The following is a 23551-nucleotide window of genomic DNA, read 5'->3' on the forward strand; positions in this document are numbered from 1 at the left end:
ATTCCCGCCCTCCCGCCGCCACACCCGCCGACGACTGGCAGGACGACGGCGCCTACGCGTCCGGCGCGCCCGAGCACGATTTTGCGGTCCGGCGCGTGACGCTGATCGTGCTGCTGGTGGCGGCGATCGTGCTGCCGTGCATTTACGTGTCGGTGATGGCGTACAACGACCTGAAGGCGCGCGAAGCGGCAGCGAGCGACGTGACGATGCGCACCGTGCGCGTGGCGGAAGAACATGCGCTTAAAGTGTTCGATCTGACCGAGACGCTCGATGCGCGCATCGTCGATCTCGTGCAGGACATGGACGACGCGACCGTGCGCCGCCAGGAATCCGACATCCACGAGGCGTTGAACACGATCGGCGGCGGCTATCCGCAGGTGGCGGCCGTGTCGATCTTCGGCGCGAGCGGCATGCTGCTCGCGAACAGTCTCTACTATCCTGCGCCGTACGCGTCGATCGCGAACCGCGACGATTTCGTCGGCATCCGCGACGGCAAGGTCATCGAGCACATCTCGCGGCTGATGATGGGGCCGCTCAAGCTCGAGAACATCCCCGTGTTCAACACGGGCGTCGCACGCCGACACAGCGACGGCTCGTTCGCCGGCATGGTGTCGATCGCGCTGAAGTCGTCGTATTTCAATGCGTTCTACCGCAACCTGCTCGGCGGCTCGGCCACGCCGATGACGATGGCGCTCGCGCGCTCCGACGGCGCCGTGATCGCCTCGTATCCGCCGCCGCCGTCGCTCGCGCACACCGATCGCACGGCCACCTTCGGCAATCCGCACAACGATCCGCGCGCGGGCGTCGTGCGGGTCGGGCACGACGACGCCGGCAGCGAGATCGTCGCGTACCGGCAGGTCGGCAGCTATCCGGTGTACGTCACGTGCGCGTATCGGACCTCGGCGATCTGGCACGAGTGGTACGAGCATCTGAGCGTGCTGTTCATCTCGATGTTCGCGCCGTCGATCGCGCTGTGGTGGGTGATCTGGCTGTCGCTGAAGCGGTTGAAGGCCGAAGAGCAGGCGTGGGACCGCTGGCAGGCGGAGGCGTCGATGCGGCGCTCGATCGAATCGGCGTACCGGCAGTCGCGCAAGATGCAGGCGCTCGGCAACCTGGTCGGCAGCGTCGCGCACGACTTCAACAACCTGTTGATGATCATCTCGAGCAACGTGCAGATCGTGCGGCGGCGCGGCGTCGCGCAGCTCGACAAGGAACTCGCCGCAATCGAGCGCGCGTTGAAGAACGGCCAGTCGCTCACGCGCCAGCTGCTCGGCGTCGCGCGCAAGCAGCCGCTGCACAACGAGACGATCGACGTCGGCCAGTGGCTCGGCACGTGCCGTGAACTGCTGAAGACGTCGCTCGGCTCGAAGTCGTCGCTGGTCGTCGCGATCGAGCCGGGCGTGTGGCCCGTGCGCATCGACGTCGCGGAGCTCGAGCTTGCCGTCATCAACCTCGCCGTCAACGCGCGCGACGCGATGCCGGCTGGCGGCCGCTTCACGGTCGGCGCACGCAACGTGACGCTGCGCCGCGAGGACGGCTTTCCGCTGACCGGCGACTTCGTGCAGATCTCGCTCGACGATACGGGCATCGGCATGGCGCCCGACGTGCTGGCGCGCGCGTTCGAGCCGCTGTTCACGACGAAGGGGCAGGGAATGGGCACCGGCCTCGGGCTGCCGCAGGTATTCGCGTTCTGCGAACGCTCCGGCGGCCTCGCGACGATCGACAGCGCGGTCGGCGCCGGCACGTCGGTGCGTCTCTATCTTCCGCGTGCGCGCGCCGAGGACATCGTCGTGCGGCCGCCGGCCGCGGTACACGACGGCGGCGCGCTCACGGGCCTGCACGTGCTGCTGGTGGAAGACAATGGCGAGGTCGCGGCCGGCACCGAGGCGCTGCTCACGCTGCTCGGACATCGCGTGACCTATGCACCCACCGCCGACGACGCGTTGCGCCTGATCGAGGGCGTCGCCGCGAACGACGCATTCGATCTGGTGATTTCGGATATCCACATGCCGGGCCGCCTGAACGGCATCGACCTCGCCGAGGCGGTCGGCAAACGCCCGGACAAGCTGCCCGTGATCCTGGTGACCGGTTACGCCGAGGAGCTCGACCGCACGCGCACCGTCAATGTACGCGTACTGTCGAAGCCGTTCGACATTGCGCTGCTCGACGAGATTCTGCTGGGCATTCGCGAAGCGCGCGACGATGCGCGGCACGACGGCCGCTGACCTGCGCGCGAGGAGCGAGCCGCGCATGGGCGCCGCTCGCGGGACGGGCAACGCGGTCAGGCGGCCTTGAGCGTGCGCACCCAATCGGCGTAGCGGTCGACGAAGCCTTGCAGGAACGTACGCGTGTCGTCGCTGATGATGCGGCCTTCGTCGTCGATACGTGACGGATCGTGCTTGATGAACATTTCCGGTTGCGTGAGCATCTTCACGTCGAGATACGCGAGCACGTTGCGCAGGTGCTGCTGCGCGAGCGCCGTGCCGACCGCGCCCGGCGACGTGCCGAGCACCGCACCCGGCTTGCCCGACCACGAGTTGTGCCCCCACGGGCGCGAGCCCCAGTCGAGCGCGTTCTTCAGCACGCCGGGAATCGAGCGGTTGTATTCGGGCGTGACGAACAGCAGCGCGTCGGCCGCTTCGATCGACTGTTTGAAACGCTTCGCGACTTCCGGAAAATCCGCGTCGTAATCCTGACTATAGAGCGGCAACTCGCCGATCTCGACGAACTCGAACGAGAAATCGGCGGGCGCGAGCGAAATCACGGCGTGCGCCAGTGCGCGATTCCACGAACCGCGACGCAGACTGCCGACGACGACCGCAATGCGATGAGACATGGCTTTCTCCTTCCGATGGGTAGGGAATCCGCTCGATTGCTTCCGAGCAGGCGACAAAGGTCTGTTTATAGGCAAGCCAGCCCGTGAGCCATCCCACGGGGCCGGGCGGCCGGCTTTCCACAAGGTTTTCCACAGAAATTGTGGATAACTTCGCCGTTAAGGTCTGATGTTACCCACCGCTCGCCGCCGGAATGCGCGGCACGCTGCGCGGGTTAGGGCAAGCATAGCGTAGTGGGCCGATACGGATCGCGAGTGCGCGACGGAAGATTGCCGCGCGGTGCCGCGCCCAGTAAGCTGCTGGCACCGCGATGCGCCGGGCTCGCCGGACGCAATCGGTACAAGAGACTTTCGACCCGCCGCCATGCCGTCCACGTACGACGATCCCGTTTATCTCGCCCAACTGCGGCGCGACCTGTTGCGCTTCGCGCGGCTGCAACTGCGCGACGCCGATGCGTCCGAGGATGCCGTGCAGGAGGCGCTGGCCGCCGCATGGTCGCATGCGGGTGACTTTGCGGGACGGTCCGCGCACAAGACCTGGGTGTTCGGGATCCTGCGCAACAAGCTGGTCGACATCCTGCGCGCGCGGCAGCGGACGGTGAGCCTCACCGCGCTCGATGCGGAGCTCGACGGCGAATCCGTGCTCGATCGCGAGTTGTTCCAGGACAACGGACACTGGGCTGCGCACACGAAGCCGCGGCCGTGGCCTCGCCCCGAGACGCTGCTACAGCAACGGCAGTTCTGGACGCTGTTCCAGGCGTGTCTCGACCATCTGCCGGAAAACATCGGCCGCGTATTCATGATGCGTGAATTCCTCGATGTCGAGATCGACGACATCTGCAGCGAACTCACATTGACCGCCAATCATTGCAGCGTGCTGCTGTATCGGGCGCGCACGCGCCTGCGCACGTGCCTCAGCGAAAAAGGACTGACGACCGAAGATGCTGCCGGGGAAATGTAAGGACGTGACGCGCCTGCTGTCGGATGCGCTCGACCGTCCGTTGACGCTTCATGAGCGTATGCGCGTGCGCATGCATCTGCCGGGCTGCAGCGGATGCAGGGCCTATCGCGGGCAGATCGCGGTGCTGCGGGTGGCCGCGCATGCGGCGGCGGGGGGCGAGGGCGGTGCGCCGGATGGCGGGGAAGAGTGACGGGCCGTGTCGTCGTTTTTGTCGACAAGCGCACGTGGTGGTGGGTTTGGGGCTGTTGTGGCCGCCGTTGTTGAAGGCGTCGCGGCCGTGCCGTGCCCGAGCAGGTGGAGTCGGTGCGTGCTGCACATCAACCGGGTGTCTATGCGCCTGGTTGATGTGATATGTCGAATATGCGTTATAGAAATTATTCGAAAAGCGCGCGCACCAACTCGGGCGGACGACCAATGGCGGCCTTGTCTCCATATACGACGATCGGCCGCTGCAGCAACACCGGATGCGCGGCGATGGCTTCATAAGCCTCCGCGTCCGTCAGGTTTGCGCGGCCCAGGTCCAACGTCTTGTACGGCTCCTCGCCGTCGCGGAGCATGTCGCGCACGGCGCAGCCGAGCTGACGATGCAGGGCTTCCAGTTCTTCGACCGTAGGCGGCGTTTTCAGATATTCGATGACGTTCAGTGGTATGCCAGCGACATTCAACGACTCGACGAGCGCGAGCGTTTCGCGGGATTTTGAGCAGCGTGGGTTGTGGTAGATCGTGATCATCGTTCAGAAGGGCTGCGGGAGAGGAAGGGGCGTATTGTAGCTAGTCTCGGTGCAAGCGCTTCAGGCAGGCTGTAGGGGATGGGAGGCCGCGTTTCGCGTGGCGAGACGTCTGCCTGGAGAGATGGGGGCGCTTGTGCGATGGGTTTATGCGCATAAAGCGGAAAGCGGGGGCGCTGTCCGCGGGTGTCTCACCTAGTCGTTGCGACCAATGTGGCGAACGGTGCGCGCAATTGCTACGAGCCTCGATGATTGCGCGAGTGCCAACGATGACGCGCCAGCGCGCCGTACGCCGGCCTTATGCGCATCGAGCGCCCCTGCGCCGAGGTGTGGCGCTTCGCCGGATACGTCATCCAAGCCATTGGGTGACGCGCAACCGCCTAGCGTGTCCTCCCGGCGACCGGAGTGCCGTACGCGACGGCCGATTTATATATCGCGCCGGGAAACGACCGTTGACGACAAGCACGCTCGCCGGTTTATGCGCATAAACGCCCGGAAGCGTATGCGGTTTGGCGAGCCGTGAAAGCAATCCAAGCATTGCTGTCGTCGTCGTTCCGCAGCCGCCGTCGTGGGCGGCTCGATGACTTGCCAGTACATTGCCTACTTCGAACCGAAGGCGCGTCGTCGGCCGTCGCCAGGAGCCGCGGAAGTTTATGCGCACAAACCCACGCATTCGCGCGCGGCGCCGGACGCAACCTGGCAGTTACGGAAACACCGTACCGATGGCGGCAATCGGCCCCCCTCCATTCGGGCAGCAACACGCTACCCCGCAGCACCTGCAGCGTTCGCTCGCATCGCTGGCGCGCGAACATCCTCCTTGGCTATCCATCCGTCGCCCCGGCCCGTTTATGCGCATAAACCCGCCTCCCAAATGCGCTCCGGCGACCCCACGATTCGCGTGAATCGTTGACCCAAACCTCCGTTCTTGGCTACCCGCCCGTCGCCTCAGCCGTTTATGCGCATAAACCTACCTGCCAAATGGCTAACCCGCATCTTCGGAACCACAATTTCATTGAAATATAAATGTCGTGCGGTAGAATTCCAACGACCAAAAACAGGAGTGAAAATTGGCCGCGGAAATCATTGCAGTCACTCAACAAAAAGGCGGTGTCGGGAAGAGCACGATTGCCATGCATCTCGGCGCGGCATTCCATGAAAAGGGCAAGCGGGTCCTCGTCATCGACGCAGACGGTCAAAACACACTGGTTCACTGGTCGAGTGCATCGGGTGACAGCGACGCAGGTATCCCGTTCCCCGTCGTCAACCTTGCGGAAGCCGGCGGCCAGATCCATCGCGAGATCAAGAAGTTCATCAACGACTACGACATCATCGTCGTCGACTGCCCTCCGTCGATCACGGAAAAGGTTTCCGGTGTCGTGCTCCTCGCGGCCTCCATCGCCGTGATTCCGACGTCGTCGTCGCCTGCCGACTATTGGTCGAGCGTCGGGCTCGTCAAGCTGATCCAGCAGGCGCAGGTGATGAACCAAGACCTGCGCGCCGTGTTCCTGCTCAACAAGACGGAAGAGAAGCGCATGCTGACCCGCGAGCTCAAGCGGGCTCTCGAGGAACTCGGCTTCCCGCTGTTGAAGACGCAAATCCCCACCCGCGAGGCATACAAGCAGGCGATGGCGCTTGGCCAGACCGTGCTGCAGATGAACGATCGCGGCGCGCGGCTGGCCGCCGCGGAAATCCGCGCATGCGCCGACGAAATCGTCGCCATGCTGCCCTGACTTTATGCGCATAAAGGATTCACATGAAACCCTCCCAATTTGCAAAGGGCTTCCAGGCGCGCCCGGACATCACGACGAGCGAGAAGCGCACGGCGCTTGATCGACTGAATGCCATCGACGGTATCGTCAAGTCCGAGACGGCTACGCCGGCTGCAACGAAATCGGCTCGAAAAGAGACGCAGCAGGCTGCGGCTCCCGAGTTCCTGCTCGACGCGTCCACCGACGAGTCGCCGCAATATCGCGCTTGGCGCCTCGAGCACCGCTATGCGCCGGGCCAAGTGATCGAACTGCCGCTGAAGGCAATCAAACATAGTCCGTTCAACCCGCGACATTTCTATCTGAAGTCGTCGATCGCCGAACTCGCAGTGAACCTCGCGAAGCAGGGTCAGCAGCAGGCGATTCACGTGATTCCCGACTACGACAATCCGGGCTCGTATTTCGTCAGCGACGGCGGCCGCCGCGTGCGCGCGCTGAAGGAAGCGAACAAGGAATCGGTCAAGGCGATCGTGATCGACGTGCCTATCGGGATCCAGAGCTACAAGCTCGGCTACGATCTGAACGTGCAGCGCGATTCGCAGACGGTGTTCGACAATGCCGTCGTGTGGCGACGCTTCCTCGACGACAAACATTTCCAGAGCCAGAAGGAACTGTCCGAACATCTCGGCCTCGATGAATCGACGGTCGCGGTTGCGCTGTCGATCGGCAAACTGCCGGAGTCGGTCATGCAGGAAATGGTCGCGCGTCCGGATCGCTTCGGCTCGAACATGGCGTATCAGGTCGGCCGCTATCACAATGCACGCGGCACCGAGGCGACGCTACGGCTGATCAACAAGATCGTGTCCGACGATCTCAGCACGCGTCAGGTATCGGACATCGTCAAAGGTCGCGTCGCGGCGCAGGAAACGCCGAAGCCGGCGGGCCGCCAGCGCTATGCGCAGCGCTTAGAGATCAAGCTCGGCGGCAAATCGGTGGGCGACCTCAAATCGTACGGCGACGATCGCATCGAACTGCGCCTGCGCGGCCTGCCGAAGGAGAAGCGCGACGCTATTCTCGAGCAACTCGAGCGGATGCTGTTGTCGGATTGACCGAGCCGGCCGGCAGGGCCTCGAGTCGCGCGGCCCGCTCGCCGCTGGACATGAGGCCGCCGGCCACGGTCAGTCGGAGACGCCGCAGGCGGGCCTCAGGCGGCCCGCGATTGATTCAGGGTAAAGGACAGCAGGTCGCCGTCCGTCGGCTCGCCCCAGGTCTTCTGGGCCAGCCAGTCGAAAAACGCCGTCTCGGCCAGCTTGGAATCGAGGCCGCGCTTGCGCCAGTCGTCACGTAGGTGCGAGCCCATCGTCGGCAACACTTCCGCCTCGAACGACTCACGCGCCACTTCGCGCTCCGCGTCGCCCTGCTCCTCGTACAGCACCTTCGCTTCCTTGCGGCGGAACGCGGCGAATTCGCTCAGCAGGCGGGCCTTCAGATCGTCGGGCTGCGCGCTAACGGCCTTCATGGACGGCGTGCCGGCCGGCAGCGTGTCGACCGACTCGACCGGCGGCGCATACCCCTTCTTCAACGCGTCCTTGAACAAGGCCGGCGCACTGCGCACCGGCGGCAGCGTCGTGCTGCGCATCCGCTGCTCGGTCATCTGCAGCGCCGCGCGAATCCGGTTTTCCTCGCTGTCGGCGTAGAGCGTCTGCGCTTCCTTGAGCGGAATCCCGAGCTTCACCATGCGGTCGACCAGCGTGCTGTCGAACACGTTCGGATGCTCGTCGAGCGCGAGCATCGGCTGCTTGCGCTCGGTCACACGGAACTGGATCTCGGCAACCCGCCGGCCTTCGCGATGCTCGATCAACTCGACGAAGATGTTGGTGACCGCATTGACTTCGGCGATCGCCGGACGCAGATAGTCGCGCTTGAAATATTTGTACTCGCGCTTCGCCTCGTCGCCGGCTTCCGTGTCCGGCGTGCCGGACAGGATCGGGCGCCACCACTCCCACGGCTCGCGCATCGTCAGGTGGCTCGGGTTCGTCAGGTAGCGTACGCAGATTTCATACAGCGCCAGGCCGGCGCTGCTGCGCAACTGGCTCTGAAACTGCAGGCTCAGACGCGCGTACTGCACCGGATCCAGCAGCTTCTTCTTGATCTTCGGCGCGAACGAGAACTCGACCCATACGCGGCGCGTCGACGGATCCTCGAGGATTTCCGCATCGGCGATCAGCGTCGAGATCCCCCACTTGCGGCCGGGCTTCTGGCTCGACGTGCCGGTGCTCCACTCGACCTGGACCGACACCATGCGACGCAGGTGTTCCTTCACCAGAGCGGTGTCGTTCGAGTCGAAGGCGGAATTGGCGACGATGTCCGACAACAGCGCGCGATAGGTATCGCCCGACTCGTCGGCCTGCTGCGCGACGGCGAGCAGCACATTGAACAGCTTGCGGGTCAGGAGGGTGATCTTGCCGCTCTTCGGCTGAATCGCGATCGCCTCGACGGCCTTCCGCAATTCGGCTGAACTGGCACTCACCACATCCACATCGGTCTTCTTGGCGCGCTTCGTGGCCATGCGTCGGGTCGGAGGAGAAGTTTCACGGAAGGATAGCGCCTGTGGTGATGTGCGTCCAGAACGACATGCTCACCATACGCGGTGATGCGGACGTGTCACGCCGCACTCACCCCAACCGACTCCCGAAAACCCTCACCAGTCCGGATTTACGGCGTTTCGGGCCAATCCAGATGTGTCGCGGGATGCGCTAACTTCACAGATTTTCGCCTGTGCCGGACACGTGCGCAACTTGCTCCCGTATCGGCTCACCTTTCGATTTGTCGTAATTTTACGACTCAGCGGGACCCGTGCCTCACCGGGACGTCAGCGGATGCTTCTGTGGATCCTGTATGCATGTACAGCGACGCAAACCGCACCCGCGAAGTCCGTCCGACGTAACGGCGATACCAGCCGAGGACCGCTCCCACAAGCCTGCCGAGATCGTTTCGCAACCGCGGGCGCGCATTGTACAGCGCCTGGAAACCGGATGTTCCCGAAAACGCTCACCTTATGGACTCCACAGACTGTGCGCGAGGAGCCGGGGCATCCCCGACACATCTAGGCTCAGGTATTCGCTCCTCCCGAAAACGCTCACCTTTTCGACGAATTCGACGTCGGAACTGCCACCAACGTCACTCCCGAAAAACCTCACCGTAACCGTCGCAGTATCAAAAATGTCAATCGCGCCCGGTACTTACGAGATCCTCTGGCTCACAAGTTCGGCGACACACCCTCCCGCAAAACCTCACCTGTAGCACCTATGAATCGGCACGGTGCCCCGATGGCCGCTCCCGAAAAATCTCACCTTTGCCAAAAAGAGGCACAGCAAAAAACCGATTTTCGCCGCCTCCCGTGGGCTTTCCGGCGAATCAAGACCCTCCTGGGTCCCGAAAAAGCTCACCTCTGATGCCTTTTTGTGCAACTGACACTCCTGAAAAGGCTCACCTTTGAAGTGCTCCTCCGGCCTGTGACTCGTCCCCCGAAAAACCTCACCTCAACGGAATCCCGCCCGGAAACCCCGCACTTCGCTCCCGAAAAGACTCACCTTTCCCCGGCCACAGGCGCTCGAGCGCACTTTTTCTGTGCAAAAACACCGTAGACTCCCGAAAAACCTCACAGTAAAAACCTGTGACGTCCCGTGAAACCTCACCTTTTGTCGGAATTGCCTAAAAGATGGGCAAAAACAGGGCGGGAAACGGAACCCGCAAGTTCTCACCCATCGCTGCACAGGCAGACAACTGTGTATGCAGGCGCCATGAGGGTTCTGGGGATGCGAGCTCCCGAAAAGCCTCACCTTGGCCAAATTTGATGTTTTACTGTGATCCCGAATCCGCTCACGACCTTTCCCGCATCGGCTCACGCAGCTCCCCGAACCCCATCACTTCTGCTCCCGCAGAAGATCACCTTGGCTCCCGTAAAACTTCACCTTGTCGGCTCGAAAGCCTTGCTGCATAAGGATCTGCGGTGGCGTTAACGTTTTTAACTAAGGGTTCAAGGGTGTTTACTTCTAATACTCTCAAGACTCAGTTCACCGAGTTTTCCACAGAGACGCTACTCGCCGAACACCGACCGTAGCCCAGATGCGCCAGCATGTGAAACATATCGGTGTTTTTGATGGCCTCCGGTATATCCTGATAAAACAAGGACTTGGCGGTCAATCTTCGCTTTGTTTCACGATATGTACGGTCTCTATCGACGAAAACGACGCACAGCCACGCCTGCCATACAAATTGACGTAAATTCGCCACGACCAACCAAATAAGGTATCAAAGAACACGTATTTCGTTATGATCGCAACATCGAACACCGACGAGCTCCATCATGACGCTGGATGAAATACGTGAAGCTATCCGACGAGAGCTGGAATCGCTGCGCGCAAGCGGTGCACGACGCCAGGAACTCTCGCTACACGCGTGCAAGCGCCTGTTCTTCGATCTTGGTATTCGGCCGTCGGCCGCGAACGTTCGCGACCTGACGCAGACCGGCAGCGCGAGCGACATCCCGAAGGACATCGATCATTTCTGGGAACGGATTCGCGCCGCGTCGAAAATCAAGCTCGACGGCGCAGCGATTCCCAAAGCAGTCGAAGAGAAAGCCGGGGCTTTGCTCACCGCGCTCTATGACGAGGCGCTGAAGGCAGCGAAGGAGAGTCTCGATGGCGATCGCGAGCAAATCCGCTCGAGCATGGTCGACGCGGAACAACGTTTACGCGACGCCGCGGTCCGCCAGGAAACGCTGGAAGCCGCACTGGCACGCAGCGAAAACCGCAACGATCAGTTGCAGGCGCGCCTGACCGAACTGGAAGTACAGCTGGCGTCGCAGTCGACGCACGGCTCGGCGAACGAAGCCACACTCCTCGCCACCATCGCACGGCTCGAAAAAGAACTGGCCGCGACGACGGGCCGAGTCGATGCCGAGCAGACGCAAAACGCTGCGCTGCGCGACCGAATCGACGCGCTGCAAGCCGAGTTGCAGCAACGCACCGAGCATTACGCGCAGCAAATCAAGGATGCGGTAGCCGAAGCCGAACGCCGGGTCAAACCGATGCTGGTGGAGCTGGACTCGCTACGCAGCATGGCGTCGACCTATCAGAGCGGCTTGCGCGATGTGCAGCGCAAGGAGTTCGATTTCCTCCAGCAGCTGAGCGCGGCGAAGGCGCGCGCCGATCGCCTCGAGGAACAGTTGCGCAGCCAGAGCGACGAGCTCGAGCGCGCAACGCGTGACGCGAACACGTTACGCGCGAGCCGCGGGATGAGCCCCGAGATTTCGGCGCTGATGCGGCGTCTGGCTGATGCGGGTCAACTGGACGCCGACGCGTTTTCCGCAATTGGGACGTCGCTGGATCACGAGGTGCCTGTACCGAGCCGGTGCCCGCGTTGCGATGGCGAGCCGGAGTTGTCGCATGGCGACAACGGGTTCGAAGTGTCGTGCCCCGAATGCGACCATGCATCGGGATTCTGGCCATCCCGTTTCGAAGCAGCTACGCGGTTTGCACGCGACTGACACTGCAGAGCAGCACTGCCGTCGCGCAAGGTGAGGTAATTCGGGACCGTCAAGGTGAGATTATTCGGGAGCTGTGCAACGGTGAGGCCCAGTGGATCAAGGCTGCTCACGGATCACACCCGTAAGCAGCCGGCCGCCCTTCAGTGAGTTTCGTCCCGATCCGCCTCATCACCGTTGAGGAGTTCCTCTCGCCAGTTCTTCCACGCACGGTGCAGCCGGTTCGATGAAATGGGCCGCACGAAGCCGAGCCATTTGCCGACACGTTCCGGCGGTACATCGTGCTCGAACAGCTCCGCGGCGTACGTGTTGCGGAGCGTCTGCGGACTCGCGCGCGCAGTGCGCGACGATGCGAGGCCCGCTGATTCCACGATCGCGTCGATCGCACGCAACATGGTCGCCTTGTGCATCGGTCGCCCGGCGTGTGATGCGGGGAACACGAGATCGCCGGCGATGTTTTGGCGCTTGCGCTCGACGAGCCAGGCTTCGAGCAGCGCGATCGCAAATGACGCGAGGTGGGTTTCACGTGCGAAATCCGGGTGCGTCGACGGAATGTGCAGCGATGTCCCACTCGTGTTTATGCAACTAATAGTAAGCACGCGCGCTTCGCCGGTTTTCACGCCGGCACCGAGAAACGCAGCGACGAGCGCGCGGTCGCGACGTTCCTTCCAGTACGCGGAGCCCGACACGCCGATGGGCGAAAACAGGTAGGCCAGCAATTTCGCGCGTTCGGCTGGCGTCAGGAAACCGGTCGGCTCGTTGTCGCGCGCGTGGCGCCACGTCGCTTCGCCATCCTGAGCGATGAAGCGGGCCGGGTTGGTCGAGGCCAGTTCGGTTTGCCGGATGTGATCGAGCACGCGTTCGATCAACCGCAAATAGCGCATGCGCTGTGTTTTTCGGATCGGTAGTTCGCCGACGAAATTTGCAATCGACGCGGTATCGACGGTGGCGAGGTTTTTCTGATTGGCGCGCAGCCAGGCCAGAAAGGCCCCCCATTGTGCGCGATAGACGTCGGCCGATGAGCGGCGGTATTCCTGCATGGCAAGCCACGCGTCGAATGCGGTGTCGGGCGAGACGATCCAGTCGGATGCGCCGCGGTCGAACAAGTCCTTTTCCTCAGGGCGTGCCGGGGTGTCGGGGGATGTTGGGAGAGACATTTGATTCATTCCGTTAGTTGCGTGCATGGTAGCCCTTTGCGCAACATCGCGGGCAGTAGCCTGGGCGAGCGCCGGCAGTCCGCGCTTCTCATGGCGAATATCAGTCGCCCCACGCCTTCGACGGACGGTGGACGCGCTCGCGGGCTGCATGGTTCTGCGCTTTGTCCGCTGCCTCGTACGCTAGCACCGCGAACGAGAACACCGCGGGCAGGGCGTTGGAACGGCCGAAGTCGATCGGATCGTCCGTCTCGGGAAAGGTCATGTCCGACGGTCTTTCGAACAGCTGCCGCATGCCGGCATCGTGCCGGCTCGCAAAGCCGAGATCGGCCAGCGCCTCGGCTTCGATGGCGTGCAGCAGGCGCCACGACAGCGGTACACCGTGGCGGATATAGCGCTCGGCTATGTGCCGAACGATCAGTTCGAGGTCGTGCGCGGCAGCCTTGAAGCTGAGCGCGGCCAAATCTTGTTCTTCTGTCATCGCAGGCTCCTGTCGACCGGAACGGGCGCCTCGGTGCGCCAACCCCGGCCATGCGTGGCGGAATGTTCGTACTGTACAAACATACAGTATTTTCCGCAACTGGCCAGTTGGCCGACTATCGGCAGCGTCAGCGATGGATCACGATCAGAAGTGCGCGCGCTTCGGCCTTGCCTGGATTGCGGATCGCGTGCGGTGTGTCGGCCGGGTAGCGGGCGGTGTCACCGGCTTTCAGGCGTCGGGTGGCCGCGGCGGCTTCGATTTCCATCGCACCCTGCAACACGGTCAGGTGTTCGCGGGTACCGGGCTCGTGTGCGTTCGATACGAGCGCGCCGCCGCTCGGCAGCGTCAGCTCGTACCACTCGAACTTGCCGGCGAGGTCGATCGGGCCCCATACGCGCAGCTGGTAGCGGCCGTCGTGGCCTGCGAGCGTCGGGATGTCGTGCGGGCCGTCCACGCGGATCGTCTCCGGCGCCTTGGGTTGCGAGAACAGCTCGTCGAGCGTAATGCCGAGCGCGTTCGTGAGCCGCCATGCAACGGCGATGGTCGGATTGGCCTTGTCACGCTCGATCTCGGAAAGCATCGATTTCGATACGCCGGCCGCGCGTGACAGATCGTCGAGGGTCAGCTTGCGCTCGTTGCGCAGGCGCTGGATCTGCTCGCCGACGCGGGGCGGCGTCGCGGCCGGCGGCTGCGGTGCGGCGCCGGCGGGTGTGCGTCGCGGCGCGGAGGAACTTGCCATTTGTTTTCCGTTCGCTTAGAGTTGTTCGATATTCCGAATTTAAGTTCGGAATATCGGATAAATGCGGTCAACCGAACGACCGACTATAACAGTAGCAGCCCGTCGCGCTGCCGCCACGAGTGGCGTGCGACGGCTTGCGAACCCTGTCAGGAGCTTTGCGATGCGTGATGCCTTTCTCGCCCAGGTGCGCGGGACGCTCGATCAGATCCGCGCGGACGGTTTTTACAAGACCGAGCGCGAGATCGCGAGCCCTCAAGCTGCCGCGGTGCGGCTGGCCGGCGGTGCCGGCGTGCTCAATTTCTGCGCGAACAACTATCTGGGTCTGGCGAACGATCCGCGCCTGATCGCCGCCGCGAAGGACGGCCTCGACCAGGACGGCTTCGGCATGGCATCGGTGCGTTTCATCTGCGGCACGCAGACCGTGCACAAGCAGCTCGAAAGCGCACTCGCATCGTTTCTCGGCACCGAGGACAGCATTCTCTATTCGAGCTGCTTCGACGCGAACGGCGGCCTGTTCGAGACGTTGCTCGACGAGAACGACGCCGTCATCAGCGACGAGCTGAATCACGCAAGCATCATCGACGGCATTCGCCTCTGCAAGGCGAAGCGTTTTCGCTACAAGAACAACGATCTCGCCGATCTCGAGGCCAAGCTGAAGGAAGCCGACGCGGCCGGTGCGCGTCACAAGCTGATCGCGACCGACGGCGTGTTCTCGATGGACGGCATCATCGCCGACCTCAAAGGCATTTGCGATCTCGCCGACCGATACGGCGCGCTGGTGATGGTCGACGATTCGCACGCGGTCGGCTTCATCGGCGCTCATGGCCGCGGCACGCCCGAGCACTGCGGCGTCGACGGGCGCGTCGACATCATTACCGGCACGCTTGGCAAGGCGCTGGGCGGCGCATCGGGCGGCTACGTCGCCGCGCGCCGCGAGATCGTCGAGCTGCTGCGCCAGCGTTCGCGCCCGTACCTGTTTTCGAACACGCTCACGCCGAGCATTGCCGCGGCGTCGTTGAAGGTGCTCGAACTGCTCGGCAGCGATGAAGGCGCGAAGCTGCGCGAGCGCGTCCGCGAAAACGGCGTGCGCTTCCGCGAGCAGATGACGGCTGCGGGCTTCACGCTCGTGCCGGGCGCGCATCCGATCATCCCGGTGATGCTCGGCGATGCGCAGCTCGCCACCAACATGGCCGACAAGCTGCTCGCCGAAGGGGTGTACGTGATCGGCTTTTCGTTCCCGGTCGTGCCGCGCGGGCGCGCACGGATCCGCACGCAGATGAGCGCCGCACATACCGCCGAACAGATCGACCAGACCGTGGCCGCGTTCGTGCGCGTCGGCAAGTCGCTCGGCATCGTCTGACGGAGGTGCGACCATGAAAGCACTGGCAAAGCTCGAACGCGCTCCGGGTCTCACGTTGACGCGCGTGAAGCGTCCCGAGGTCGGACACAACGACGTGCTGATCAAGATCCGCCGCACGGCGATCTGCGGCACCGACATCCATATCTGGAAGTGGGACGACTGGGCGCAGAAGACGATCCCCGTGCCGATGCATGTCGGCCACGAATACGTCGGCGAGATCGTCGAGATGGGGCAGGAAGTGCGCGGCTTCGCGATCGGTGACCGCGTGTCCGGCGAAGGGCACATAACCTGCGGTTTCTGCCGTAACTGTCGTGCGGGGCGTCGGCATCTGTGCCGCAATACCGTCGGCGTCGGCGTGAACCGCGAGGGCGCGTTCGCCGAATATCTGGCGATTCCCGCATTCAACGCGTTCAAGATTCCGCCGGAGATCTCCGACGATCTCGCGTCGATCTTCGATCCGTTCGGCAACGCGACGCATACGGCGCTGTCGTTCAACCTCGTCGGCGAGGACGTATTGATCACCGGCGCGGGGCCGATCGGCATCATGGCCGTCGCAATCGCGAAGCATGTCGGCGCGCGCAATGTCGTGATCACAGACATCAACGACTATCGGCTGGAGCTTGCGCGCAAGATGGGCGCGACGCGCGCGGTCAACGTCGCGCGCGAGTCGCTGCGCGACGTGATGGCCGAACTGCGCATGACCGAAGGCTTCGATGTCGGGCTCGAGATGTCGGGCGTGCCGAGCGCATTCACGAGCCTGCTCGAAGCGATGAATCACGGCGGCAAGGTCGCGCTGCTCGGCATTCCGCCCGCGCAGACGGCAATCGACTGGAATCAGGTGATCTTCAAGGGGCTCGAGATCAAGGGCATCTACGGCCGCGAAATGTTCGAGACCTGGTACAAGATGGTCGCGATGCTCCAGAGTGGGCTCGACCTGTCGCCGATCGTCACGCATCGCTTTGCCGTCGACGATTACGAGAAAGGCTTCGCCGCGATGCTGTCCGGTGAAAGCGGCAAGGTGATTCTCGACTGGACCGCGTGAGCGTCTGCAGCGGCACGAGCGGCGCGTTTGACGGCCGCCGCGCCGTTTCGTCTCGAGCGTTTGTCGAAGCCTGCCGCGCCGACAGACGCTTGAGGTGAGGATATTCGGGAGCCGCAATGGCATCTCGTATGACGCTGTAATCACCGTGCGCGTGCGTCATGTACGAGTGGTTGATCCGTGGCCGTGATGCATGCGTCACGGCTAGGCGGCAACGCTTCGCGCGCCGCCGCGCTTACGCGTCACTCCTCTATTCAACTTGCGGTGCTCGAAGGGCGCATGCTTTCCGCGTCATCACGCCGGCATGCCGTCGATTCGCCACGCCACGTCGAGCGCGAGCAGAGCGACCGTATGCGAGCTCACCATAAGGCACGCCGGCCCGCATCGAACGGCGAGCGGTGAGCCGGCTGCGATTCGGTCCACTCACCGCTCAACCCCCTCGGTTCCAGCGACAGGCTCGGCACGACGAGCCAGCGTTTCGGGCATCGCAGAGTGCGATGTCCGGTCGTTCACTATCCACGCCGGATATACCTCGAAGAGTCCCCATCGCATCGCATGCCGATACGCAAGCGACGCCTCTGCCTCGAGCCGGAAACCGACCACTACAAAAATACGCTCGCGCGCATCCACCCCTCATCCCACGACCGAAGCAACGCCCTGCCAGCCGCAGGGGTACTCGCTCCCGAGCTTGACGAGGTAGAACGATCGTTCTACCGTAAACGCATGAACACGCCCCAAGACCTCACCCCAGAACCACCCGTGCGCGACCGCCTGCTCGACGCCGCCGAGGCGCTGATCTACTCGGGCGGCATTCATGCCACGGGCGTCGACGCGATCGTGAAGCGCTCCGGTGCCGCGCGCAAGAGCTTCTATTCGAACTTCGAATCGAAGGAAGCGTTGGTCGTGGCCGCGCTCGAGCGCCGCGACGCGCGCTGGATGACCTGGTTCGTCGACGCGACGCTGGCGCGCGGCAAGTCGCCGCGTGCGCAGTTGCTCGGCATGTTCGACGTGCTGCGCGAATGGTTTGCGCAACCTGAATTCCACGGTTGTGCGTTCCTCAACGCGTCCGGCGAGATTGCGGACCCGGACGATCCGGTGCGAGTCGTCGCGCGGATGCACAAGGCGCGGCTGCTCGCGTTCGTGCGCGAGCGGCTCGACGCGTATGCCGATGAAGCGGCGATCGAGCGCCGCGGGCTCGCGCGCCTCGCGCGTCAGTGGCTCGTGCTGATCGACGGTGCGATCGGCGTGGCGCTCGTCAACGGTGATCCGACCGCCGCGCGTGACGCACGCGCAACCGCCGAACTGTTGCTCGACACGGTGTCGCGAGCAGCGAATTAGCGTTTCCCGACCGGCTGCGCGCGACCGCATGCAGCCTGAACCCTCCACAGGAGCATCCCATGTCCGTTTCCCCCGAAGTCCGTCCGCCCGTACCGCCGTTCACGCTCGAGACGGCGCGCCAGAAAGTGCGCGCCGCCGAGGATGCGTGGAACACGCGTGATCCGCAACGCGTGTCGCTCGCATACACGCCGCAGAGCCGGTGGCGCAATCGCGCCGAATTCGTGACGGGCCGCGACGAGATCGTCGGCCTGCTGCAACGGAAATGGGCGCGCGAGCTCGACTATCGACTGATCAAGGAGCTGTGGGCATTCGACGGCAATCGCATCGCGGTGCGGTTCGCGTACGAATGGCATGACGACGCGGGCAACTGGTTCCGCTCATACGGGAACGAAAACTGGGAATTCGACGAAAACGGACTGATGGCGCATCGCCATGCGAGCATCAACGATCTGCCGATTCGCGAAGCGGACCGGCTGTATCACTGGCCGCTGGGCCGCCGCCCGGACGATCATCCGGGGCTGTCCGATCTCGGGTTGTAACGCAACACGCAGGAAGACGCGCGGCGTTCGTGTTCAACGGTGAGGGAATACGGGAGCCGCGCTGAGGTGAGCGTTTTCGGGAGAACATGGCTTTAGCGCGCGACGGTGTGACGACTCGAGCGCGGCGACTCACCGATCGATCTTCGCAGCCAACGGTGCGATTGCGCGGACGCGCAAAGCACGCGTATCGACCAGACATCGACACCGTGCCTTGCGCCCAAGGTGCGCGACGACCGATCGTGCATCTCACCGCCGACGATCGTCCGCGCCGCGCGCCTTCCACGGAGTCCGATCAGCCGGCGATCCGCGCGGCGATCGCCTCGCCGACTTCCTGCGTTGCCGCCTGGCCGCCGAGATCGCGCGTGCGCGGCCCGTTGCGCAGTACGTCCTCGATCGCCGCGACGATCGCATCGTGCGCTTCGCGTTCGCGGCCCGCGCCGTTGCCGAGGAAGTCGAGCATCATCGCCGCCGACCAGATCATCGCGATCGGGTTCGCGATGTACTGGCCCGCGATGTCCGGTGCGGAGCCGTGCACGGGTTCGAACAGCGACGGAAACGTGCGGTCCGGGTTCAGGTTCGCCGACGGCGCGATGCCGATCGTGCCGGTGCAGGCCGGCCCGAGGTCGGACAGGATGTCGCCGAACAGATTCGACGCGACCACGACGTCGAAACGATCCGGCTGCAACACGAAGCGCGCACACAGGATGTCGATGTGCTGCTTGTCGACGGCGATATCGGGATAGCGCTCGGCCATTTCGGCAGCGCGTGCGTCCCACCACGGCATGCTGATCGCGATGCCGTTGCTCTTGGTCGCGACGGTGAGCCGCTTTGCGCGGCGCTGCGCGAGCTCGAATGCGAACTTCAGCACGCGCTCGGTGCCGTGGCGCGTGAAGATCGACTGCTGCATCACGACTTCGCGCTCGGTGCCTTCGAACATCGTGCCGCCGACCGACGAATATTCGCCCTCGGTGTTCTCGCGCACGATCATGAAGTCGATGTCGCCCGCCTTGCGGCCGGCGAGCGGCGACGGCACGCCGTCGAACAGGCGCGCGGGCCGCAGATTGATGTACTGGTCGAATTCGCGCCGGAATTTCAGCAGCGAGCCCCACAGCGAGATATGGTCGGGCACCGTCGCAGGCCAGCCGACCGCGCCGAACAGGATCGCGTCCACGCCCGACAACTGCGCCTTCCAGTCGTCCGGCATCATCTTGCCGTGCTGCGCGTAGTAGTCGCAGCTCGCCCAGTCGATCTGCTCGAACTCGAACCGGATGCCGAAGCGCGCGGTCACGGCTGCCAGCGCGCGCAGGCCCTCGGGCATCACTTCTCGGCCGATGCCGTCACCGGGAATGACGGCGATTCTGTAGGTGCTGTCGGACATGCAAGTCTCCTTTACTGATGAGGGGCGCCCGCGGCGTGCGCAGCGGGACATGCGGCCATTCTATTTATTTCCATTCAGATTAAAATCGCTCGAAAGGTTAATCCACTTTCCACGAATCGTGAACAAATCACCGAACCTCGACGACCTGCGCGTGTTCAGCCTGGTCGTGCGCCTGACGAGCTTCAGCGCGGCCGCCGAGCAGCTCGCGGTGTCGCCCGCGTACGTGAGCAAGCGGATCGCGCTGCTCGAGGCGCAGCTCGGCACGCGCCTGCTGCATCGTTCGACGCGCCGCGTGACGGTCACGGACGCCGGTGAACGCGTGTTCGCGCGCGCCGAGAAGATTCTCGACGACGTCGATCATCTCGTCGAAGACGTGTCGACCACGCGCACGGTGCCGCGCGGCACGCTGCGCATCTCGAGCAGCTTCGGGTTCGGGCGGCATGTCGTCGCGCCGGCGCTGCTGGATTTTTCCGCGCGCTATCCGCAGCTGAACGTGCGGCTCGATCTGTTCGACCGGCTCGTCGATGTCGTGGGCGAAGGCTACGACGTCGACGTGCGCATCGGCGACGAGATCGCCGATCACCTGATCGCGCGCCGTCTCGCGGCGAACTATCGCGTGCTGTGCGCGTCGCCCGAGTACCTCGCGCGGCGCGGCACGCCGCGCACGCTCGCCGATCTCGCGTCGCACGACTGTCTCGCCATCAAGGAGCGCGACCATCCGCTCGGCGTGTGGCGGCTGAACGTGCGCGGCGAAACGGCGACGGTGAAGGTCGGCGGCGCGTTGTCGACGAACCACGGCGAGGTGGCCGTGCAATGGGCGCTCGCCGGACGCGGGATCGTGCTGCGTTCGATCTGGGAAGCGGGTCCGTTGATCGAGCGCGGCGAGTTGCGTCGCGTGCTGCCGGACGCAATTCAGCCGGCGAACATCTGGGCGGTGTATCCGGAGCGTGTGGCGGCTTCCGCGAAGGTGCGGGTGTGCGTCGATTTTCTGGCGGATGCGCTCGCCGGGTTGAATGCCGCGGCGGGCAACGATGCGGGCTGAAATCGGCGAAAGGTGAGCTTTTACGGGGGCATGAGTGGCATCGGCGAATCATGCTCGCCTGCCGACTTGCCACCACGTACAGGTGCGACGGCCTGCGGCGGGCGCCGACGCGCGATCAGCGGCGAAGCACCCTGCAGGCTGACGATTGTGCCTGCCCTCAACCCAACGCCGAAGGCTCAAGCGCAGGACACCGGGTTCAAAGCCCAAACCTAAAGCTCACGTCCCCTGCGCCACACTCATCGCCCCGAGCATCAGATCGAGATTCTGCACGGCCGCGCCGGACGCTCCTTTGCCGAGATTGTCGAACACCGCGGACAGCAGCACCTGGCCGTGCTCCTCGTTGACGAACACACCGAGCCGCAGGTCGTTCGTCCCGTTCAGCGCTTGCGGATCGAGATGCGCGATCGCGCGGGTATCCGCGAGCGGCATGACGTCGACGTGGCGCGCGCCGGCGTAATGGTGCGCAAGACAGGCTTGCAGCGTCTCACCGGTCACGCCGGCGGACAGAAGACGCAACTCGATCGGCACGGTGAGGACGATGCCCTGTCGATAGGCACCGTAGGCCGGCACGAACAGCGGTCGGTGCGCGAGGCCGGCATGTTGCTGGATTTCGGGCACATGCTTGTGCGCGAGCGTGAGGCCGTAGATCTGCAGCGGTTTCGCGCGGGCAGCGTCGTTCGATTCGAACGCGTCGACGGCAGCCCGGCCGCCGCCCGAGTAACCCGACACCGCATGGATGCTCACCGGATAGTCGCGTGGCAGCAGTCCGGCCTGCTGCAGCGGCCGCAGCAGGCCGATCGCGCCGGTCGGATAGCAGCCGGGGTTGGTCACGCGCCGCGCGCCGGCGATGGTCCGAGCGTGTCCGGCGGCCATCTCGGGAAAGCCGTAGACCCACTCCGGGTCGGTGCGATGGGCTGAACTCGCATCGATCACGCGTACGGCCGGATTGCGGATGAAGCCGACCGCTTCACGCGCGGCCGCGTCGGGCAGGCACAGAATCGTGAAGTCCGATGCGTTGATCGCTTCGGCGCGCCGCGCGGGATTCTTGCGCTCGGCATCGGCCAGCGTGACGAGCCGCAGGTCGGTGCGATCGCGCAGGCGCTCGTGGATCTGCAAACCGGTCGTGCCTTGATCGCCGTCGATGTAGACAGTGGCGTGATTCATGATCGTCGTGTTCCGCGTTTCGGGCCTCGGGAAAGCCGTATCGTCCACTGAACGCCTAGAATTGGAAAAGTTGAATTTTCTGACCACAGGATTCAGAGTTCCTGAACGAGAGGTGGGAATGCGGGAGATCAGTCTGGACCGGCTGCGCACGCTCGTCGCGATCGCCGACCAGGGTTCCTTCGTCGCCGCTGCGCAACTGCTGCATCTTGCGCCGCCGACGGTCAGCCTTCATGTCGCCGAACTCGAAAGCAGGATCGGCGCGCCATTGCTGTCGCGCACGCGCGGCAACGTGCGGCCGTCGGCCATTGGCGCGGTGCTGGTCGAGCGAGCGCGCCGCCTGCTGGCCGACGTCGAAGCGACGCTCGACGACGTTGAGCGGCAAGTGCAGGGATTGACCGGGCGCGTGCGGCTCGGCGCATCGACCGGCGCGATCGCGCATCTGTTGCCGCAGGCGGTGGCGCGGCTGCGCGAGCGCCATCCGGACATCGACGTGCAGATCGCCGTGCTCACGTCGCAAGACACGCTCGCGCGTCTTGCGCAGGGCACGCTCGACGTCGGGCTCGTCGCGTTGCCGCAGCCGGCGGTCGCGGGGTTGTCGATTCGCGCGTGGCGGCGCGATCCGGTGCTCGCGTTTCTGCCCGCCGACTGGCAAGCGCCGGCGCGGGCGACGCCGGCGTATCTGGCCGCGCGTCCGTTGATTCTCAACGATGCGACCACCCGCTTGTCGCGGCTCACGACGGAATGGTTCGCGCTCGGCGGCCACCGGCCCGAGCCGCGCATCGAACTGAACTACAACGATGCGATCAAGAGTCTGGTCGCCGCGGGTTACGGCGCGACGCTGTTGCCGCACGAGGCCGGCGCGCCGCTGCCCGATGCGCGTATCGTCATGCGGCCGCTACGCCCGGCGTTGCGGCGCGAGCTCGGGATCGCCCATCGTGCCGGCCCGGTCGAGCGGCCGACGCAGCACGTGCTCGACGCGTTGTGGGCGCTCGGCGCGCGATAGCAAGTCGCGGGGGGTAAGCCTCCACTCGAAAGCAACGCATCGAGAGCGCCGCCGTGGCCGGCCATTACAGCCGATGCTCCTTCGCGAGCATCAGCACACGCGCCCAGCGCTGCGCATCGCGCCGGTCCATCATCGGCAACTTCCACTCGCTTCGCACTCCGTCGCGCACGCGCACGAGCAGATACCAGCGGCCGTCGCTCGGCTCGGCGTCGCAGCCGTCGAGCTGCGACAGCGTATAGCGGCCGTCCGCGCCGTCGTGCGACAGCCACAGCAGCCCTTGCGTCGCGGACACGCGCAATTCGCCCCATCCGCGCTGTTCGATATGGGTCCAGCCCGGCTCCCGCGTATTCGGTGCGATGTCGCGACGGCGCTTGAGCCACCACGCAATCAGCGCGATCACGGCGACGGCGGCGAGCACCGCGGCCGCGATCGCGACCGGCTGGCCGAACTGTGCGGCGATCACGTGAAACAGATGAACGGCCCCCCATCCGAGGGCGATGAGCGCAAACAGCGCAAGAAAAATCGGCATGTCGAATCG

21 protein-coding genes are annotated in these 23551 nt (G+C 64.3%); 12 read left to right on the forward strand and 9 right to left on the reverse strand.

Going from position 1 to position 23551, the window contains the following annotated elements; translation table 11 throughout:
* Positions 1–2225 (forward strand): hybrid sensor histidine kinase/response regulator (locus tag C3Y15_RS18165; RefSeq protein WP_243860240.1); only part of this gene is annotated, 2225 nt, incomplete at its 5' end.
* A gap of 56 nt (positions 2226–2281) precedes the next feature.
* Here C3Y15_RS18165 and C3Y15_RS18170 read toward each other — a convergent pair.
* A complete protein-coding gene (locus C3Y15_RS18170; RefSeq protein ID WP_046425781.1) occupies positions 2282–2836 on the reverse strand; it encodes an NADPH-dependent FMN reductase in 555 nt (184 codons plus the stop codon).
* Positions 2837–3197: 361 nt separating this feature from the next.
* Between C3Y15_RS18170 and C3Y15_RS18175 the strand changes: the two genes are divergently transcribed.
* Together C3Y15_RS18175 and C3Y15_RS18180 are read left to right on the forward strand one after the other, a co-directional pair.
* A complete protein-coding gene (locus tag C3Y15_RS18175) occupies positions 3198–3794 on the forward strand; it encodes an RNA polymerase factor sigma-70 (RefSeq protein ID WP_011881140.1) in 597 nt (198 codons plus the stop codon).
* Positions 3775–3984 carry a zf-HC2 domain-containing protein gene (locus C3Y15_RS18180; RefSeq protein ID WP_059476114.1) on the forward strand — a complete coding sequence of 70 codons (210 nt, stop codon included), beginning with the start codon at positions 3775–3777 and terminating at the stop codon, positions 3982–3984. Before C3Y15_RS18175 ends, C3Y15_RS18180 begins: the two co-directional genes overlap by 20 nt.
* A gap of 184 nt (positions 3985–4168) precedes the next feature.
* Here the strand turns inward: C3Y15_RS18180 and arsC are convergent, their stop codons facing one another.
* Complete coding sequence (gene arsC / locus C3Y15_RS18185; RefSeq protein WP_059476113.1) at positions 4169–4525, reverse strand: arsenate reductase (glutaredoxin); 357 nt, start codon at positions 4523–4525, stop codon at positions 4169–4171.
* A gap of 1064 nt (positions 4526–5589) precedes the next feature.
* Here arsC and parA point away from each other — a divergent pair.
* Together parA and C3Y15_RS18195 are read left to right on the forward strand one after the other, a co-directional pair.
* The gene (gene parA / locus C3Y15_RS18190; RefSeq protein ID WP_059476112.1) at positions 5590–6252 is read left to right on the forward strand and encodes a ParA family partition ATPase; all 663 of its coding nucleotides are present in this window, start codon (positions 5590–5592) and stop codon (positions 6250–6252) included.
* Between the two features lie 23 nt (positions 6253–6275).
* A complete protein-coding gene (locus C3Y15_RS18195; RefSeq protein ID WP_014724257.1) occupies positions 6276–7337 on the forward strand; it encodes a ParB/RepB/Spo0J family partition protein in 1062 nt (353 codons plus the stop codon).
* A gap of 95 nt (positions 7338–7432) precedes the next feature.
* Here the strand turns inward: C3Y15_RS18195 and C3Y15_RS18200 are convergent, their stop codons facing one another.
* On the reverse strand, positions 7433–8797 hold the full coding sequence (locus C3Y15_RS18200) for a replication initiation protein (RefSeq protein WP_059476111.1): 1365 nt from the start codon (positions 8795–8797) through the stop codon (positions 7433–7435).
* A 1800-nt stretch (positions 8798–10597) separates the two neighbouring features.
* Between C3Y15_RS18200 and C3Y15_RS18205 the strand changes: the two genes are divergently transcribed.
* Positions 10598–11779, forward strand: a complete 1182-nt coding sequence (locus C3Y15_RS18205) for a DNA-binding protein (RefSeq protein ID WP_069246395.1) — start codon at positions 10598–10600, stop codon at positions 11777–11779.
* 140 nt (positions 11780–11919) lie between these two features.
* On the opposite strand, the gene C3Y15_RS18210 is transcribed toward C3Y15_RS18205, so the two are convergent.
* From C3Y15_RS18210 to C3Y15_RS18220, 3 genes are all read right to left on the reverse strand, one after another.
* Entirely contained in the window at positions 11920–12933 is a 1014-nt protein-coding gene (locus C3Y15_RS18210; protein WP_046425777.1) for a tyrosine-type recombinase/integrase, read from the reverse strand.
* Positions 12934–13033: 100 nt separating this feature from the next.
* Entirely contained in the window at positions 13034–13411 is a 378-nt protein-coding gene (locus C3Y15_RS18215; RefSeq protein WP_011881132.1) for a DUF2471 family protein, read from the reverse strand.
* A gap of 127 nt (positions 13412–13538) precedes the next feature.
* Entirely contained in the window at positions 13539–14150 is a 612-nt protein-coding gene (locus tag C3Y15_RS18220; protein WP_011881131.1) for an XRE family transcriptional regulator, read from the reverse strand.
* Between the two features lie 160 nt (positions 14151–14310).
* On the opposite strand from C3Y15_RS18220, the gene C3Y15_RS18225 reads away from it, so the two are divergent.
* The 4 genes from C3Y15_RS18225 to C3Y15_RS18240 all read left to right on the forward strand — a co-directional run bounded on the left by C3Y15_RS18225 (position 14311) and on the right by C3Y15_RS18240 (position 18426).
* Positions 14311–15510, forward strand: coding sequence for a glycine C-acetyltransferase (locus tag C3Y15_RS18225; RefSeq protein WP_011881130.1), 1200 nt, complete (start codon positions 14311–14313; stop codon positions 15508–15510).
* Positions 15511–15523: 13 nt separating this feature from the next.
* Positions 15524–16552 (forward strand): L-threonine 3-dehydrogenase, encoded by a 1029-nt coding sequence (tdh, locus tag C3Y15_RS18230; protein ID WP_011881129.1) that lies wholly within the window; start codon positions 15524–15526, stop codon positions 16550–16552.
* Between the two features lie 720 nt (positions 16553–17272).
* Positions 17273–17887: a TetR/AcrR family transcriptional regulator gene (locus C3Y15_RS18235; protein WP_059462441.1), complete on the forward strand. Its 615-nt coding sequence runs from the start codon at positions 17273–17275 to the stop codon at positions 17885–17887.
* A gap of 59 nt (positions 17888–17946) precedes the next feature.
* The gene (locus C3Y15_RS18240; protein WP_045578361.1) at positions 17947–18426 is read left to right on the forward strand and encodes a nuclear transport factor 2 family protein; all 480 of its coding nucleotides are present in this window, start codon (positions 17947–17949) and stop codon (positions 18424–18426) included.
* Positions 18427–18718: 292 nt separating this feature from the next.
* Here C3Y15_RS18240 and C3Y15_RS18245 read toward each other — a convergent pair whose 3' ends face one another.
* Positions 18719–19804, reverse strand: a complete 1086-nt coding sequence (locus C3Y15_RS18245) for a tartrate dehydrogenase (protein ID WP_034193772.1) — start codon at positions 19802–19804, stop codon at positions 18719–18721.
* Positions 19805–19922: 118 nt separating this feature from the next.
* Between C3Y15_RS18245 and C3Y15_RS18250 the strand changes: the two genes are divergently transcribed.
* Positions 19923–20846 carry a LysR substrate-binding domain-containing protein gene (locus C3Y15_RS18250; protein WP_011881125.1) on the forward strand — a complete coding sequence of 308 codons (924 nt, stop codon included), beginning with the start codon at positions 19923–19925 and terminating at the stop codon, positions 20844–20846.
* A gap of 216 nt (positions 20847–21062) precedes the next feature.
* On the opposite strand, the gene argC is transcribed toward C3Y15_RS18250, so the two are convergent.
* The gene (argC, locus tag C3Y15_RS18255; protein ID WP_069246588.1) at positions 21063–22010 is read right to left on the reverse strand and encodes an N-acetyl-gamma-glutamyl-phosphate reductase; all 948 of its coding nucleotides are present in this window, start codon (positions 22008–22010) and stop codon (positions 21063–21065) included.
* 118 nt (positions 22011–22128) lie between these two features.
* Between argC and C3Y15_RS18260 the strand changes: the two genes are divergently transcribed.
* Positions 22129–23013, forward strand: coding sequence for a LysR family transcriptional regulator (locus C3Y15_RS18260; protein WP_069246396.1), 885 nt, complete (start codon positions 22129–22131; stop codon positions 23011–23013).
* A gap of 64 nt (positions 23014–23077) precedes the next feature.
* Here the strand turns inward: C3Y15_RS18260 and C3Y15_RS18265 are convergent, their stop codons facing one another.
* Positions 23078–23542: a hypothetical protein gene (locus C3Y15_RS18265; RefSeq protein ID WP_011881122.1), complete on the reverse strand. Its 465-nt coding sequence runs from the start codon at positions 23540–23542 to the stop codon at positions 23078–23080.
* Between the last annotated feature and the right edge of the window lie 9 nt (positions 23543–23551).

The sequence above is a fragment of the Burkholderia sp. B10 genome, assembly GCF_004368385.1.
In the GTDB taxonomy this organism is placed as follows: Bacteria; Pseudomonadota; Gammaproteobacteria; order Burkholderiales; family Burkholderiaceae; genus Burkholderia; species Burkholderia vietnamiensis.